Below are 19,004 nucleotides of genomic sequence, written 5' to 3' on the forward strand. Positions count from 1 at the left end.
AGCGCGCCGCCACCGTGGCGGTCCCCGGCGCCGCATCGTCCCGCTCTCCAAAGGACTTCACCCATGACGGACCTGCACGACAAGCCCGTACCGGCGTCCTCCCTGCCGCGGCAGGCGGGCCCCGCCACCGACGTGCCGGAGAGCGGCACGGCCCCGGCGTATCCGACGCTCGGCGAGCTGTTCGCCGCCTGGGTGGCCCGCACCCCGGACGCACCGGCCCTCACCGACGGCAGACGCACCTGGACCTACCGCGAACTGGCCGCACGCGCCGACCGGTTGGCCGTACACCTGACCCGCCGGGGAGCCGGGCCCGACCGGGTGGTCGCCCTCGTCCTGCCCCGCTCCATGGAACTCATCGCGGCGGAGCTGGCCGTCGCCCGCGCGGGCGCGGCGTTCCTGCCCGTGGACCCCGCCTACCCCGCCGAGCGCCGCGCGCTGATGCTCGCCGACGCCGCGCCCGCCGTCACCCTGGACGATCCGCGCAGAGTCGGCGAGCTGCTGGACACCGGGGACGGCGCGGGGCCCGAGGCCCGTACCGAGGCCGACGCCGACCACGCCGCCTACGTCATCTACACGTCCGGCTCCACCGGCACCCCCAAGGGCGTGACGGTCACCCACCGCGGCATCGGCGGCTTCACCACGGCCGCCGCCGAACGGTACGCGGTGGGCCCCGGCGACCGCGTGCTCCAGTTCTCCTCGCCGAGCTTCGACGCCTCCGTGCTGGAGCTGTGCGTCTCCGTACTGTCCGGCGCCACACTCGTCGTACCGCCGCACGGCCCCTGGCTGGGCGACGAACTCGCCGCGGTCCTGGACGAGCACCGCATCACCCACGCCCTCATCCCGCCGGCCGCGCTGGCCACCCTGCCCGGCCCCGCGCAGGGCACCGCCCGTCACCTGCGCACGCTGATCGTGGGCGCCGAGGCCTGCCCGGCCGGGCTCGTGGACCGCTGGGCACCCGGCCGCCGCATGATCAACTCCTACGGCCCGACCGAGGCCACCATCGTCGCCACCTGGACCGGACCGCTCACCGCCGGCCGGGGCACCCCGACCATCGGCGGGGCCCTGCCGCACACCCGGGTGTACGTCCTCGACGCCGCGCTGCGTCCCGTAGCGCCGGGGGCGGACGGCGAGTTGTTCGTCGGCGGCGACGCGGTGGCCCGAGGCTATCTGGGCCGTCCGGGCCTGACCGCCGCCCGCTTCGTCGCCGACCCGTTCGGCCCGCCGGGGGCCCGGCTGTACCGCACCGGGGACCGGGCGCGCTGGACCGCCGACGGGGAACTGGAGTTCCTGGGCCGGCTGGACCGGCAGGTGAAGATCCGCGGCTTCCGCGTCGAACCGGGCGAGATCGAGGCGGCCCTGCGCCGGGCCGGCGCAGGCACCGTCGGCGAGGCGGTCGTGGTGGTACGCGAGGACACGCCGGGCCACCAGCGCCTCGTCGCCTACGTCACCCCGGCCGGAGCCCCCACCGAGCCCCAGACCGATACCGTCACGTCCCGCGGCTCGGGCACTTTGGCCCCCACCGCCGACGGCCCGCAGCCGCCCGCGCTCGCCCTCGATGCCGCCGCCGACGGCCCGCAGCCGCCCGCGCTCGCCCTCGACCCCGCCGCCCTGCGCGCGGCCCTCGCCGCCACGCTGCCCGCTCACCTGGTGCCCTCGGCGATCGTCGTACTGGAGCGGATGCCGCTCACCCCGCAGCACAAGATCGACCGGAGGGCGCTGCCCGCCCCGGAACGCTCGGTCGCGGCCGGGCATGTGGCGCCGCGGTCGGAGCGGGAGCGGGCCCTGGCCGCGATCTGGGCGGAGGTGCTGGGCGCCGAGACGGTCGGGGTGACGGACGACTTCTTCGAGCTGGGCGGCGAATCGATCCTCGCCGCCCGTGTCCTGGCCAGGATCCGGGAGGAGCTGGGCGTCCGGCTGACCGTGCGGGACGTGTTCACCGCGCGGACGATCGCCGCTCTGGCCGCGCTGCCCGGCGACCCGTCGGGTGCGGCACCGTCCGAGCCGATACCGCCGGCCCCCCACGAGGCCACCCTGCCGCTGTCCAGCGCCCAGCGGCGGCTGTGGTACCTCGACGACCTCACCGCGGGCGGTACCGAGTACAACACCGGGGTGTCCCTGCGGCTGCGCGGCCCGCTGGACCCGGACGCGCTGCACCGCTCCCTGCACCGCCTCGCGGCCCGCCACGCCTCCCTGCGCACCACCTTCACCACCGTCGACGGCCAGGGCGCCCAGCGTGTCGCGCCGGACCCCGAACTGCCCCTCAGGTCCGCCGATCTGACCGGCGTACCCGACGCGCGCCGCGCCGAGGCCGCCGAGGCGCTGCTCACCGAGGAGCTGAGCCGCCCCTACGACCTGGCGGCCGGCCCGCTCACCCGGGCCCTGCTGGTCCGGCTGGCCGCCGAGGACCACCTGCTGCTGCTGGCCCAGCACCACATCGTCACCGACGGCTGGTCGGTGGGCATCCTCACCCGCGAACTCGCGGCCCTCTACCACGCGGAGATCACCGGCGAGCCCGACGGGCTCGCACAACCAGCCGTGCAGTACCCGGACTTCGCGGTGTGGGAGCGGGAGCACCGGGCCGGCGACGCGGACGCCGCCGACCTCGCCTACTGGAGACGTCACCTGACGGATCTTCAGCAGCTGGAGCTGCCCACCGACCGGCCGCGCCCCGCCGTGCGCACCACCGCCGGGGCGGCCCACCGGCACCCGCTTCCCGCCGAGTTGGTGGCCCGGCTGCGGCAGCTGGCCGCGGGCCGCGGAACCACCGTGTTCACCCTCTTCGCGGGCGCCTCCGCGCTGCTGTTCTCCCGTTACTCGGGGCAGCGGGACGTCGCGTTCGGCACCGTCACCACCGGCCGCCCACGACGCGACCTGGAGGACGTGCCCGGCTTCTTCGCCAACACGGTGGTGCTGCGCGGCGAGGTGGACGAGCGGGCCACCGTGGACCGCTTCGTGGAGAGCATGCGGGCGACCGTGCTGGACGCCTTCGCGCACGACGGGGTGCCGTTCGACCGGGTGGTCGAGGAGCTGGCGCCACCGCGTGACCCGAGCCGTACGCCACTGGTCCAGGCGCTCGTCGTGCAGCAGACCGCGCTGCCGGTGCCGCCGCTCTCCGGCGGGGTGCGCTTCGACGAGCACCCGCTGCCCCGCCCGGCCGCCCGCTTCGACCTGGTCCTGGAGTTCACCCCGGACGCGGACGGCGGCTGCGTGCTGACCGCCGAGTTCAACACGGACCTTTTCGAGGCGGCCACCGTGGCCCGCCTGACCGCCCACCTGCACCGCCTGCTGGAGGGCATGGCGGACGGCCCGGGCCGCACCCTGGCCGAGCTGCCCATGCTGTCCGCCGAGGAGCAGCGCACCCTCGTCGAGACCTGGAACCCGCCCGCCCGCCGGTCCCCGGACACCGAACCCGCCACCCTGCCCGACCTGTTCCACGCCCAGGCGGCCCTAACCCCCGACCGTACCGCCGTCGTCTGCGGCCCGGTCCGGCTGGACTACGCCGAGACCGCCCGGCGCGCCAACCGGCTGGCCCGGCTGCTCCTCGCGCGCGGCGCGGGCCCGGAGACCCTGGTCGCGCTGTGCCTGCCGCGCACCGCCGACCTCGTGCCCGTGCTGTGGGGCGTACTCACCGCCGGCGCCGGCTATCTGCCCGTCGACCCGGCCCATCCCGCCGAGCGCGTCCGCTTCGTGCTCGCCGACGCCCGGCCCGCCCTGGTGATCGCCACCCGGGAGACCGCCGCCGCCCTGCCCGCGGACTGCGAGCCGCTGCTCCTGGAGGACTGCGCCGACCCGGCCGTGCCCGACACGGACGTCACCGCCGCCGACCGGCCCCGGCCGCTGCTGCCGGACCATCCCGCGTACGTCATCTACACCTCGGGTTCCACCGGCCGCCCCAAGGGGGTCGTGGTCACCCACCGCACGGTCGTCGCGCTGGCCGCGTGGGCGGAGGAGCGGTTCGGGGAGCAGGGGCCGGTCCACGTGATCGCCTCCACCTCCCTCAACTTCGACGTCTCCGTGTTCGAGCTGCTCTGCCCGACCACGGCCGGCGGCACCGTCGAGGTCGTCGCCGACCTGCCGGCCCTCGCCGACGGCAGGGGCCCCCGGCGGGCCGGGCTGCTGAGCGGAGTGCCGTCCGTCGTCTCCCGGCTGATCGCCGGCGGTACGGCACCCGTGACGGCGGACACCGTCGTCCTCGCCGGTGAGGCGCTGCCCGCGCAGACCCTGTACGACCTGCGCGCCGCGCTGCCGGGCTGCCGGATCGCCAACATCTACGGGCCCACCGAGGCCACCGTGTACGCCACCGCCTGGTTCGCCGGCGACCGGCTGCCGGACCAGGCCCCGCCCATCGGCGAGCCCGTGGCGCTCACCCGCGCCTACGTCCTCGACCACGCGCTGCACCCCCAACCGATAGGAGTCACCGGCGAGTTGTACCTCGGCGGCGGCGGGCTGGCCCGCGGCTACCTGAACCGGCCGGGCCTGACCGCCGCACGGTTCGTCGCCGATCCGTTCGGCGCGCCGGGGGAGCGCATGTACCGCACCGGCGACCTGGTGCGCCGCCGCGCCGACGGCATTCTCGAATACGTGGGCCGCATCGACCAGCAGGTCAAGGTGCGCGGATTCCGTATCGAACTGGGCGAGGTGGAGGAGGCCTTGCGCCGCTGCGCGGGCGTCGCCGAGGCCGCGGCCACGACCACCACCGACAGCGACGGCCACCGGCGTCTCGCAGGCTACGTCGTCCCGGCCGCCGGCGAGCGGGTGGAACCGGAGGCCGTACGCCGGGAACTCGGCCGTACGCTGCCCGCCTCCATGGTGCCGTCGGCCGTCGTCGTGCTCGACGCCCTGCCGCTGAACCCGAACGGCAAGCTCGACCGCGGCCGGCTCCCCGACCCGGGCCCCGCCGTCCGCGCCGTACGGCATGTCTCGCCCCGCACCCCCACCGAACACGCCCTCGCCGCGATCTGGGCCGAGGTGCTGCGCGCCGAACGGATCGGCGTCGACGACAACTTCTTCGAACTCGGCGGCGACTCCATCCTCAGCATCCAGGTGGTGGCCCGTGCCCGACAGGAGGGACTGCCGCTGACCTCCCGGGACGTCTACCGGCACCAGACGGTCGCCGCCCTCGCCCGCTGCGCGGACGCCGCCCGAGGCCCGCGCGAGACCGCCCCCGCACCGGAGGCGGCCACCGGCCCGGCCCCCCTGACCCCCATCCAGCACTGGCTGTTCGACACCGCCGCCGAGCGCGCCGGCCACTTCGCCCAGGCACTGTCCGTCCAGGTGCCCGACGACGTGGACCCGGCGGCGCTGGAGGACGCGCTGAACGACCTGGTCGCCCACCACGAGGCGCTGCGCTCCCGTTTCGTCGCCGACGGCACCGCCCCCGGGGTCCGCTGGCACATCGAGGAGCGGGCGCCCCGCGTCCACCTGGCCCACCACACCGGCCCGGAGTCCGAGACCCCGCACTTCGGGCCCTTCGACCTGGCCCGGGGGCCGTTGCTGCGGGCCGTCCTGCACGACCGGGGAGCCGGCCGGCCCCCCGTGCTGCACCTGGCCGTCCACCACCTGGTGGTCGACGGGGTGTCGTGGCGGCTGCTGCTGGACGACCTGGACCGTGCCTACCGGGCCCGCCGCGCCGACGAGGACGGCCCGGCCGCGCTGCCCCCGAAGTCCTCCCCGCTGCGCGCCTGGGCCCGCCGGCTGAACGCCCACGCGGCCGACGGCGGCTTCGCCGACGAGCGGGACCACTGGGCCCGGGCGGTGCCCGGCACCGAGGCCGCCGTCCCCGCCGACCTGCCGGGCGGCACCAACACCTACGCCTCGCAGCGCGCGGTCACCGTGCGGCTGAGCCCCGAGGACACCTCCGCCCTGCTGCGCACCCTCCCCGACACCTACCGCACCCAGGCCAACGACGTCCTGCTGAGCGCCCTCGGCCGGGCGCTGTGCGTTGGGACCGGACGGGACCGGGTGGTCGTCGACATCGAGGGGCACGGCCGCGAGGAGCTCTTCCCCGAGCTGGACATCAGCCGCACGGTCGGCTGGTTCACCACCCGGTACCCCGTCGCCCTCGCCGTTCCCGGGAACGCCGGCTGGGACGCCGTGCTGAAGCAGGTCAAGGAGCAGCTGCGCGCCGTACCCCGGCACGGCCTGGGCCATGACGCGCTGCGGTACCTCGCCGGGCCCGGGGAGGCCCCGCGCACCCCGGCCGCGCAGATCAGCTTCAACTACCTGGGCCGCATGGGCCTGCCGGAGGACCCGGACGGCCTGTACCGGGGCACCGTACGCCCGCTGGAGCTGGACGCCGACCCGGCGGCCGAACGCCCGCACGCCCTGGAGGTCGTCGGACAACTCGCGGGCGAAAGCCTGGAGTTCACCTGGTTCTACTCCGACCGGCTGCACCGGCGGGACACGGTCGCCGACCTGGCCCGGCGCTTCGCCGACGCGCTCGCCGGCCTGGCCCGGCACGCCACCCGTCCGGGGGCCGCCGGGCGCACCCCGTCCGACTTCCCGCTGGCCCGGCTCGACCAGGCCGCCGTGGACCGGATCACGGGCCCGGACCCGGCGTCGGTGGCGGACGTGTACCCGCTCACGCCCACCCAGGCGGGCATGCTGTTCCACGGCCTGTCACAGGACGACCGCGGGGTTTACTTCCAGCAGCTGACGTTCGTCCTGGACGGCGTGCCCGACCCGCGGGCCCTGGCCGCCGCCTGGCAGCACGTCACCGACCGCACCGAGGTGCTGCGCGGCCGGGCCGTCTGGCAGGACGTGCCCGAGCCGCTGCTGGTGGTGCAGCGCCACGCGGCAGTCCCGGTCACCCACCTGGACTGGCGGGACCTGACGGCGCGGGAGCGCCGCGCCCGGCTGGACGACGTGCTGGCCCGGGACCGCGCGGAGGGCATCGACCTCGGACGGGCCCCGCTCCAGCGCCTGCTCCTCGCCCGCGTCTCCGACACCGCGGTGCGCGTGGTGTGGTCCTTCCACCATCTGCTGCTGGACGGCTGGAGCCTGTTCCAGGTGCTCACGGACGTCTTCGCCCGGCACGCGGGCACCGGCCCCGACGCCCTCCCGGACCGGCCCCCGTACGCCGACTACGTGGCCTGGCTGCGACAGCGCGACCCGGCCACCGCCGAACGGCACTGGCGGCACCGCCTGACCGGCCTGGACGAGGCCACACCGCTGCCGTACGACCGTGAACCGCGCGAGGCCCACCGCGCCGAGTCCACGCACGCGGTCCGGGCCACGCTGCCCGCGGCCGCCACCCGCGCGCTGGAGGAGCTGGCGCGGACGTCCGGTCTGACCCTGAACACCCTGGTGCAGGGCGCCTGGGCGCTGCTGCTGGCCCGGCAGGCCGCCCGGGACGAGGTGGTGTTCGGCACCACCGTGTCCGGACGGCCGCCCGAGCTGCCCGGCGCCGACGCCATGACCGGCCTGTTCATCACCACCCTGCCCACCCGGGTCCGGGTCCCCGCCGACGGCACCCTGACCGACTGGCTGCGCGCGCTCCAGCACGAGCAGAGCGAGGACCGGCGGTTCGACCACCTGCCGCTCACCCGGATGCGCGCGTTCACCGAACTCCCCGAGCGGGTCGGCCTGTTCGACAGCATCGTCGTCTTCGAGAACTACCCGGTGGACGACGACCTCGCCGCCGCCCACGGGCTGCGCCTGACCGAGCTGGAGGGCGTCGAGACCACCAACTACCCGCTCGGTCTCACCGCCTACCCGGGCCCCGAGCTGACCCTGCGCCTCGGCTACGACCCCGACCTGTTCGACGCCGGCACCGTCGAGCGGATGGCCGAGTACCTGACCGTCCTGCTCACCCACCTGCCCGCCGGGGCCGCGCGACCGCCCGCCCGGCTCCCGCTGCTCGCCCCGGACCGCCGCGAGCAGGTGCTGCGCGCCTGGAACGACACCGCCACGGACCTGCCCGGCACCACCGTCGCGGACCTCTTCGCCGCACAGGTCCGCCGCACCCCCGACGCCGTGGCCCTGGAGGCCGGCGACCGGCACCTCACCTACCGCGAACTCGACGCGCGGGCCGAGGAGCTGGCGGTGCGCCTTGCCGGGCTCGGCGTCCGTCCGGAACGGTCCGTCGGCGTGCTCATGGACCGTTCGGTGGAGCTGATCGTCACGCAGCTGGCGCTCGTCCGCACCGGCGGGGTGTACGTGCCCCTGGACGGCAGGGCCCCCGTCGACCGGCTGCGCCGGACGCTGACGGAGGCCGGCGCCGGGCTGCTGCTCACCGACGCCGGCCGGGCGGAGACGGCCCGGGAGCTGCTGCCCGGCGACCGCGTGGTGCGCGTCGACGACGTCCCCGGTCCGGACGGCCCCGCGCCCGCGCACAGCGTGCACCCCGACAACGTCCAGTACCTGATGTTCACCTCGGGCTCCACCGGCATCCCCAAGGGCGTCGCCGTCCGCCAGCGGGACGTCGTCGCCCTCGCCCTGGACCGGGCCTTCGCCGGGCACGACCGGGTCCTCGTGCACTCGCCGCACGCCTTCGACGCCGCCACCTACGAGGTGTGGGTGCCGCTGCTGCGCGGCGGCACCGCCGTGCTCGCCCCGCCGGCCGACCTGGACGCCGCCCAGGTCCGGCACGCCGTCACGGAACGGGGCGTGACCTGCCTGTGGCTGACCGCCGGGCTGTTCCGCCTGCTGGCCCAGGAGGACCCCGGCTGCCTGCGCGGCGCGCGCGAGGTGTGGACCGGTGGCGAGGCCGTGCCGGGTGCCGCCGTACGCCGGGTCCTCGACGCGTGCCCCGGCCTGACCGTCGTCGACGGCTACGGACCCACCGAGACCACCACCTTCGCCACCCGCCGCGTCTTCCGCTCCGGCGACCTGCTGCCCGCCGTGCTGCCCATCGGCCGCCCGCTGGACAACACCCGCGTGTACGTCCTCGACGCCGCCCTCCAGCCCCAACCCCCCGGCGTACCGGGAGAGTTGTACATCGCCGGCGCGGGGCTGGCCCGGGGCTACGCGGGCCGGCCCGGAGCGACCGCCGCCCGCTATGTCGCCGATCCCTTCGGGCCACCCGGCACCCGGATGTACCGCACCGGCGACCTCGTGCGCTGGAGCGCCGACGGCGAACTGCACTTCGTCGGCCGCGCCGACGACCAGATCAAGATCCGCGGCTTCCGCGTCGAACCCGCCGAGATCGAGGCGCTGCTCACCGCCCACCCCGCCGTCGCCGAGGCCGTGGTCTCCCTCTACGAGGACGCCGGCCGCAAACGGCTCGCCGCCCACCTGGTACCGGCCGGCGGCGCCGACGTGCCCGCCGCTGCCGAGCTGCGCGCCCACCTGACGGCCGGACTGCCCGACTACATGGTGCCCGCCGCGTTCGTCACCGTGCCCGAACTGCCGCTGACCGCCAACGGCAAGGTCGACCGGCGGCGGCTGCCCGCCCCCGACTGGTCGGCGGGCGGCGACCGGGCCCACCGGGCCCCGCGCACCGGGACCGAGCGGATCCTCGCCGGGATCTGGGCCGAGCTGCTCGGCGTCGAACGGGTCGGCGTGGACGACAACTTCTTCACCCTGGGCGGCGACTCCATCCTCAGCATCCAGGTGGTCTCCCGGGCCCGGGCCGCGGGGCTCACCCTCACCCCGCGCGATCTCTTCCGGCACCCCACCGTCGCCGAGCTGGCCGCCGCCGGCGGCGATGCCGCGCCCGCCGTGGCCGGCACCGAACCGGTCAGCGGACCGGCGGACCTCACCCCGATCCAGCACTGGTTCCTCGACCCGCGGCCGGCGCACCCCGGGTTCTTCAACCAGTCCGTCGTCATCGAGGCCGCCGGCCCGGTCGACGAAGACGCCCTGCGCCAGGCCCTCACCGCCCTGTGGACCCACCACGACGCCCTGCGCGCCCGGTTCGCCCTCGGCGGCGACGGCTCCTGGAGCCAGGACATCGCCGCCGGCAGCCCGGTCCCGGAGCTGCTGCAGGTCCACGACCGGGAGGCGGAGGGACCCGTCACGGCGGCGGCCCACGCCGGACTCCGGCTGGAGACCGGCCCGTTGTTCACCGCGCGCCTGTTCACCGCCGACGGCACCCGGCCCGCCCGGCTGCTCCTCCTCGCCCACCACCTGGTGGTCGACGGCGTCTCCTGGCGGATCCTGCTGGAGGACCTGGAGACCGCCTACGCGCAGGCCACCGCCGGACAGCCGGTACGCCTGCCCGCCCGCACCACCTCCGTACGGGAGTGGACCCGCCGGCTGCGCGAGCGCACCGGCACCTTCGCCGGCCGGCTCGACTTCTGGGAGCGGGCGGCCCGGCACTGCGCCGACCCGCTGCCCGTGGACGGCGACGGCGGCACCACCATGGCCGACGTCCGGGAGGTGACCGTACGGCTGGACCGCGACCGCACCGACGGCCTGCTGCGCCGCGTCCCCGGCGTCTACCGCACCCGCGTCGACGACATCCTGCTCACCGCGCTGGGCCGGGTCCTCACCGACTGGACCGGACGCGACACCGTCGCCGTCGGCCTCGAAGGGCACGGCCGTGAGGACCAGCTGTTCGACGACGTCGACCTGTCCCGCACGGTCGGCTGGTTCACCTCCCTCCACCCGGTCGCCCTGACCGTCCCGGCGGCGGACTGGGGCACCGCCCTGAAGTCCGTGAAGGAGCAGCTGCGGGCCGTGCCCGACCGGGGACTCGGCTACGGCGCCCTGCGCCACCTGGCCCGCGACCCCCGGCTCACCGCCGCGCCCGCGCCCGGCATCACCTTCAACTACCTGGGCCGCTTCGGCTGGTCCGACGGCGGCGGCACCCTGATCGGGGCGGTTCCCGGCGGACTGGGCGGCGCCGAGGCGCCCGGCACCGAGCGGCCGCACCTGCTGGACGTCGTGGCCCGCGTCGAGGACGACCAGTTGGAGATCACCTGGTACTACGGCGCCGGACGGCACCGCGAGGAGACCGTCACCGCGCTCGCCGAGGGCATGCTGCAGGCCCTCACCGACATCGTCGCGCACTGCGCCCGCCCCGACGCGGGCGGCCGTACCCCGTCGGACTTCCCGCTGGCCCGCCTGGACCAGGCCGCCGTGGACCGGATCGCCGGCGACGGCCGTGACGTCGCCGACGTCTACCCGCTCACCCCGATGCAGGCGGGCATGCTGTTCCACAGCCTGCTGGACGCCGACAGCCGCACCTACGTCAACCAGGTGCAGCTGGTGCTGTCCGGCGTCACCGACCCGCACGCGCTCGCCGAGGCCTGGCAGCACACCGCCGACGCCAACCCGGTGCTGCGCACCGGCCTGGTCTGGCAGGAGACCCCGGAACCGCTCCAGGTCGTCCGGCACCGGGCCACCGTGCCCGTCACCCACCACGACTGGTCCGGACAGCCCGCCGAGCACTGCGCGCGGGAGCTGGACCGGCTGCTCGCCGAGGACCGGAGCACCGGCATCGACCTCGGCGCGGCGCCCCTGATGCGGCTGACGCTGATCCGGCTGGCAGCGGACCGGGTCCGCCTGGTGTGGACCTTCCACCACGTCCTGCTCGACGGCTGGAGCGCCGCCCAGGTCTTCGACGAGGTGTGCGAGCGGTACGCGGCCCTCACCTCCGGGCGCCGCCCGCGAATCCCCGAGCGCAGGCCCTTCGCCGACTATCTGCGCTGGCTGTCCGGACGGGACACAGGCCGGGCCGAACGGTACTGGCGCGAGACCCTCGCCGGGTTCCAGGCGCCCACCGAACTGCCCAGGGACCGGCGGCCCGCCGAGGCGCACCGTGCCTCCTCCTGCGGGTCGGTGCGCATGAGCCTCGGCGCGGACGTCTCGGCGCGGCTGCGGGAGACCGCCCAGCGGTCCGGGCTGACCCTCAACACCGTCCTCCAGGGCGCGTGGGCGCTGCTGCTGTCCCGCTACGGCGGCGGCACCGACGTCGTGTTCGGCACGACCGTCTCCGGCCGGCCCGCCGAACTGCCGGGCGTCACCTCGATGGTGGGCCTGTTCATCAACACCCTGCCCACCCGGGCCCGCGTCGACGGGCGCCGCCCGCTGCTGGACTGGCTGCGCGACCTCCAGGCAGCCCAGTCCGAGGCCCGCCGCCACGACTTCGTCTCGCTGGCCCAGGTCCAGTCGTGGAGCGAAGTACCCGGCGGCACCGCCCTGTTCGACTCCATCGTGGTCTTCGAGAACTACCCGTTCGACGAGGGCGCGCTGGCCCGGCACGGCCTCGCCATGGAACAGGAACGGGACCTGGAGCCCACCAACTATCCGCTCAGCGTGGTCGTGGCACCCGGCGACACCCTGGACGTGCACCTCGACTACGACCCCGCCGCCTTCGACGCCGCGACGGTGCGGGCGCTGGGCGAGAGCCTGCGCGCCCTGCTCACCGGCATGGCCGCCGACCCGGACCGCCGGCTGGCCGAGCTGCCGCTGCTGGACCCGGCCGCGGGGCGGGCCCTGGTGGACCGGTTCGGCGGACGGCAGGCCGAGGCACCGTACGACACCCTGCCCGAGGCGTTCCGCCGGCAGGCCGGGCGCACCCCGGACGCCCCGGCCGTCCGGCACGGCGACACCCGCCTCACCTACCGCGAACTCGACGCCCGCTCCAACCGGTTGGCGCGGCTGCTCATCGCCGCCGGCGCCGGCCCGGAGCGCTTCGTCGCCCTCTGCCTGCCCCGCACCGCCGACCTGCTCGTGGCCCTCCTCGCGGTGCTGAAGACCGGCGCCGGCTATCTGCCGGTCGACCCCCAGTACCCGGCCGAGCGCGTCGCGTTCCTCTTCGACGACGTACGGCCCGACGCCGTGATCACCGCCACGGAGACCGCCGGCCGGCTGCCCCAGGGCCCCTTCACCCGGATCCTGCTGGACGAGGACCCGGGCGCCGGCCTACCGGACACCCCGGTCGGCGACGGCGAACGGCACGGCCCCCTGCTGCCCGGCCACCCGGCCTACGTCATCCACACCTCCGGCTCGACCGGCCGGCCCAAGGGCGTGGTCGTCAGCCACGCCTCCGTGCTGGCCCTGACCGACTGGGCGGCGGCCGAGTTCACCGGCCGGGGCCTGCACCACGTGGTCGCCGCCACCTCGCTCAACTTCGACGTGTCGGTCTTCGAGATCTTCTCGCCCCTGCTGTCCGGCGGCTGCGTGGAGGTCGTCCGCGACCTGCTGGCCCTCGCCGAGCGCCCCGGGCCCTGGCGCGCCGGACTGCTGAGCGCGGTGCCCTCGGCCCTGGACCGGCTGCTCGCCGAGGACGCCGTACGCATCACCGCGGACACCGTCGTCCTCGCGGGGGAGGGGCTGCCCGCCCGGACCGTACGCCGGGTCCGCACCGCGATCCCCGGCAGCCAGGTGCACAACATCTACGGCCCCACCGAGGCCACCGTCTACGCCACCGCCTTCACCTGCGACCCGGCCGATCCGGACCGCGACCCGCCGATCGGCCGGCCCCTCGGCGGGACCCGCGCCTACGTCCTGGACGAGCGGATGCGCCCGGTGCCCGTCGGCGCGCCCGGCGAGCTGTTCCTCGCCGGGACCGGCGTCGCCCGCGGCTATCTGCGCCGGCCCGGCCTGACCGCGAGCCGCTTCCTGCCCGACCCGTTCGGCCCGCCCGGCAGCCGCATGTACCGCACCGGCGACCTGGTCCGCTGGACGGCCGACGGCGACATCGTCTACCTCGGCCGCGGCGACGACCAGGTCAAGGTGCGCGGCTTCCGCATCGAACTCGGCGAGGTGGAGGCGGCGTTGGCCCGGCACCCGGCGGTGGCGGCCGCCGCGGCCCGGGTGATCGAACACGCGGGCCACCGCCGCCTGATCGGCTACGCGGTGCCCCGCACACCGGCCCGGCCCGACGCCACCCGGCCCGATGCCGCCCGGCCTGATGACGCCTGGTCCGATGCCGCTCGCCCCGATGCTGCCCGGCCGGATGCCGCCTGGCCCGCTGCCGCCTGGCCCGATGCTGCCCGGCCGGATGCCGCCTGGCCCGATGCCGCCCGGCCCGGCGCCGCTCGGCCGGATGCTGCCCAGCCCGCTGCCGCCTGGCCCGATGCCGCCCAGCCCGCTGCGCCCGCCCTGCCCGACCCCGCAGAGCTTCGTGCCTTCCTCGCCCGCAGCCTCCCCGACCACCTGGTCCCGGCCCTCGTCGTGCCCTTGGAGCGGCTGCCGCTCGGTGCCACCGGGAAGCTCGACCGGAGGGCGCTGCCCGTGCCGGAGTGGTCCGCCCCCGGCACCGGCGAGGCCGGCCGGCCGCCGCGCACCGAGGCCGAGCAGGCCCTCGCGGCCATCTGGTCGGAGGTCCTCGGCGTCCCCGACGTCGGCGCCGACGACAACTACTTCGCGCTCGGCGGCGACTCCATCCTCGGCATCCGGATCGTCTCGGCCGCCCGCCGCGTGGGGCTCGCGCTGACCCCCCGGCACCTGTTCACGCACCAGACCCTCGCCGAACTCGCCGCCGCCGCGGAGCGCGTCCCGGTGGCCGCGGTCACCGCCGAGCAGGGCCCGGTGACCGGCGACGCCCCGCTCACCCCCGTACAGCACTGGCTGCTCGACACCCTCACCGGCGACCCCGCGCACTTCAGCCAGACGGTCGCGCACGAGCTGGCCACGGACCCCGACGAGAGCCTGCTGCGGGGCGCCCTGGCCGCCGTACTGGAGCACCACGACGCGCTGCGGCTGCGGTTCGAGCGGGACGGGAACGGGCGGTGGCGGCAGTACGGCACCGCGCCCGGCGCCGAACCCCCGCACCTGGAGGTGCACCGCCGCGCGGAGCCGCGCGCGGTGGCCGAGACACTCGCCGCCGGCTTCGACCTGGCCGCGGGGCCGCTGCTGCGGGCCGCGCTGTGCCGGCCGGACGACGGCGGCCGGCCGGTCCTGCTGCTGGCCGCCCACCACCTGGTGGTGGACGCCGTGTCCTGGCGACTGCTCCTGGAGGACCTCGACACGGCCTACCGGGCGCTGCGGGACGGCGAGCGGCCCGCCCTCGGACCCAAGAGCACCTCCTTCCGGGACTGGGCCCGCAGGCTCGCCGCACACACCGAGGCCGGCGGCTTCGACGCCGAACTCGCCCACTGGCAGGGGCTCGACGCCGGCACCGCGCTGCCCGTGGACCACCCCGGCGGCACGAACACCGTCGCCGACGAGGAGAGCGTGACCGCCGGCCTCGACGCCGAGGAGACCCGCCGGCTGCTCCAGGACGTGCCGGACGCGTACCGCACCCGGGTCAACGACGTCCTGCTGTGCGCACTGGGCCGGGTCCTGGCCCGGTGGACCGGCCGGGACCGGGTGGCGGTGACCCTGGAAGGCCACGGCCGCGAGGACCTGTTCCAGGACACCGACCTCGCCCGTACGGCCGGCTGGTTCACCGCCATGTACCCGGTCGCCCTGGACGTGCCCCGGGACGCCGGCACCGGAACCGTGCTGAAGGCGGTCAAGGAGAACCTGCGGGCCGTACCGCACGGCGGACTCGGCTACGGCGCACTGCGCTTCCTGCATCCCACGGCCGGCCGGGAGCTGCCCGGTCTGCCGCCGGTCTGCTTCAACTACCTGGGCCGGCCGGACGGGACCCCCGCCCCGGGCGGCCTGCTGTACGCGCCCCACGGCGGCCTCACCGGCGGCATGGACCGCTCGGCCGACCGGCCGCACCTCCTCGACGTCCTCGGTGAAGTGACCGACGGACGACTGGAGTTCACCTGGTCATACAGCAGCGCGGTGCACCGGCGGGAGACCGTCGGCCGTCTTGCCGCCGAGCTGACCGAGGAACTCCGCGCGATCGTCCGGCACTGTGCCGAACCCGGCGCGGGCGGCCGTACCCCCTCCGACTTCCCGCTCGCGCCGCTCGACCAGGCGGCCGTCGACCGGCTCGTCGGCAACGGCGCGGACGTCACGGACGTGTATCCGCTCACGCCCACCCAGACCGGCATGGTGATGCACGGCCTGGACGAGGCCGAACACGGCCTGTACGTCGAGCAGATCACCTTCGTGGCGGAAGGCGCCGACGACCTGGGCACCCTGGCCGCCGCCTGGCAGCACGTCGTGGACCGCACCCCGGTGCTGCGCACCTCCGTCGCCCTGCGCGGTGTGCCCGTGCCGCTCCAGATCGTCCACCGGGCCGTGCCCCTGCCGGTCACCGAGCACGACTGGAGCGGGCTGCCGGCGGACCGCCACGAGGCCGAGGTGGAGCGGCTGCTCGCCGACGAGCGGGCCCGGGGCCTCGCCCTCGACCGCGCGCCGCTGCTGCGGCTCGCCCTGGTCCGGCTCGGCCCGGACGCGGTCCGCGTGGTGTGGACCTTCCACCACGTCCTGCTGGACGGCTGGAGCGTCTTCCACGTGCTGTCCGACGTCATGGCCGCGCACGCCGCCCTCGCCCGCGGCGAGCGGCCCCGGCTGCCCGAGCGCCGGCCGTTCGCGGACTACGCCGCCTGGCTGGCCGCCCGCGACACCGGTCCCGCCGAGGAACACTGGCGCGGCGTCCTGGCCGGCCTCGCCGCGCCGACCCCGCTGCCGTACGACCGCCGGCCCGCCCCGGGTGCCACGGCCCGCTCCGGGACCTGGCTGTCCCAACGGCTCGGCGCCGAACAGACCGGTCGGCTGCAGGAGTTCGCCCGCCGGCACCGCCTCACCCTCAACACGCTCGTGCAGGGCGCCTGGGCGCTGCTGCTGGCGCGGTGGAGCGGGCAGCGGGAGGTCTGCTTCGGCACCACCGTCTCCGGGCGGCCCGCCGACCTGCCCGGCGCCGACACCGTCACCGGCCTGTTCATCACCACCCTGCCCGCCCGGACCGCGGTCGACGGCGACGCCCCCTGCGCCGCCTGGCTGCGCGCGGTACAGGAGGCACGCGCCGAGGACCGCCGGCACGACCACCTGCCCCTCGGCACACTGCACTCCCTCACCGAACTGCCCTCGGACACCTCGCTGTTCGACAGCCTGGTGGTCTTCGAGAACTACCCGGTCGGCGACGCGACCGCGGGCGCGCACGGGCTCGCCCTGCGCGGTCTGGACGCCCGGGAGGCCACCAACTACCCCCTCACCGTGGTCGTCTCGCCCGGCGACCGGCTGGCCGTCGAACTCGGCTACGACCCGCGGTACTTCGACGCGGCCACCGCCGCGTCCCTGGCCGCGCAGCTGCTGCACACCCTGCACACGCTGGCCGCCTCCGACGGCACCGCCCGCCTGGACGACCTCGACGTCCTGCCGCCCGGCGAGCGGGACCGGCTGCTGCACGGCCCCGCCCGCCCGGCGCTCGGCCCGGTGACCCCCGCCCCCCTGCCCGCCCTGGTCGAGGCCGCCGTCGACCGCGCGCCGACCGCACCCGCGCTCGGCGCGCCCGGCACGCTGCTCACCTTCGCCGAGGTCGAGGCGCGGGCCAACCGGCTGGCGCACCACCTCATCGCCCGCGGCGCGGGACCCGGCGACCTCGTCGCGCTGCTGCTGCCCCGCTCGCCGGACATGGTGCTGGCGCAGCTCGCGGTGGCGAAGGCGGGCGCCGCGTTCCTGCCCGTCGACCCCGCCTATCCCGAGGAGCGGATCGCGTTGATGCTGCGCGACGCCGCCCCCGCCCTCACCCTGGACGCCAAGGAGGTCGCCGGCCTGCTCGCCGCCCCGCCGGACGACGTACCCGGACACCGGCCCGGTGACGACGACCGGACCCGCCCGCTCGACCTGGACGACCCGGCCTACGTCATCTACACCTCCGGCTCCACCGGCACCCCCAAGGGGGTCGTCGTCACCCACCGCGGGCTCGCCGCCTTCTCCGCCGCCGAGGCCGCCCATTACCAGGTCGCGCCGGGGGACCGGGTGCTGGCCTTCGCCACGCCCAGCTTCGACGCCTCCGTGCTGGAACTGTGCACGTCCCTGCCGCACGGCGCCCGTCTCGTCGTACCCCGGCCCGGACCGCTGCTCGGCGCCGAACTGGCCGACACCCTGCGGGCCGAGCGGATCACGCACACCCTGCTGCCGCCGGCCGCGCTCGCCACCCTGCCCGCCGGCACCCCCGGCACGCTGCCCGACCTGAAGACGCTGATCGTCGGCGCGGACGCGTGCGGCGCCGAACTCGTCGCCCGCTGGGCCCCGCACCACCGCATGGTCAACTCCTACGGCCCCACCGAGGCCACCGTCGTCGCCACCTGGTCCGCACCCCTGGCCGCGGACGGCACCGCCCCGCCCATCGGCCGCCCGCTGCCCGCCACCGGCGCCTACGTCCTCGACGCCCGGCTGCGACCGGTCCCCGACGGCGTCGCCGGTGAACTGTGGCTCGCCGGACCGGCGCTGGCCCGCGGCTACCTCGGCCGGCCCGGACTGACCGCGGCCCGGTTCCGCGCCGACCCGTTCGGTCCGCCCGGCACCCGCATGTACCGCACCGGCGACCTGGTGCGCCGCGACGGCGGGGGCGAACTGCACTACCTGGGCCGCACCGACCACCAGCTGAAGCTGCACGGCCACCGCATCGAGGCGGGCGAGGTCGAGGCGACCCTGGTCCGCCACCCGGGTGTGCTGGACGCCGTGGTGACCGTGCGGGAGGACGAACCGGGCCGACCGCGGCTGGTCGCCCACCTGCTCACGGCCCCCGGCGCGCAGCCGCCCACCCCGGACGAGCTGCGGGCGCTGGCCGCCCGCTCGCTGCCCGGCTACATGGTGCCGTCGGCGTTCGCGGTGCTGGACCGCTTCCCGGTCACCGAGAACGGCAAGACCGACCGGGCCGCCCTGCCCGCCCCGGCAACGGCCGAGGAGCGGGCACGGCCCGGGTACGTGGCACCCCGCACACCGGCCGAGGAGGCGCTGGCGGCCATCTGGGAGGAGACCCTCCAGACGGCGGTGGGCGCCGAGGACGACTACTTCCTGCTCGGCGGCGACTCCATGCGCGCCCTGCTCATCGCCTCCCGCGCGAACGACGCGTTCGGCGTCACGCTCACCCCCCGCGACGTCCTGCTCTCCCGCACGGTCGCAGCCCTGGCGGAACTCGTCGAGGAACAGGTGCTGAGCGAACTGGAGGACGCGGCGTACGGCGACCCCGACGCCGACGGCGACGTGTACGGCCCCGACTCCGAAGACGCCGCGTACGGCGGCCACGACCACGAACGGTGAGGATC

1 protein-coding gene is annotated in these 19,004 nt (G+C 76.2%); it reads left to right on the forward strand.

Going from position 1 to position 19,004, the window contains the following annotated elements:
• The first annotated feature begins 63 nt into the window (after nucleotides 1-63).
• Nucleotides 64-18,999, forward strand: coding sequence for a non-ribosomal peptide synthetase (locus S1361_RS35570; protein WP_243769414.1), 18,936 nt, complete (start codon nucleotides 64-66; stop codon nucleotides 18,997-18,999).
• The last annotated feature ends 5 nt before the right edge of the window (nucleotides 19,000-19,004 follow it).

Origin of the sequence: Streptomyces cyanogenus (genome assembly GCF_017526105.1) — a bacterium.
Taxonomy (GTDB): Bacteria; Actinomycetota; Actinomycetes; order Streptomycetales; family Streptomycetaceae; genus Streptomyces; species Streptomyces cyanogenus.

Excerpts from the sequence above, each read along its gene's own strand:
- S1361_RS35570 (WP_243769414.1), top strand. The coding sequence starts at position 64 with ATGACGGACCTGCACGACAAGCCCGTACCGGCGTCCTCCCTGCCGCGG.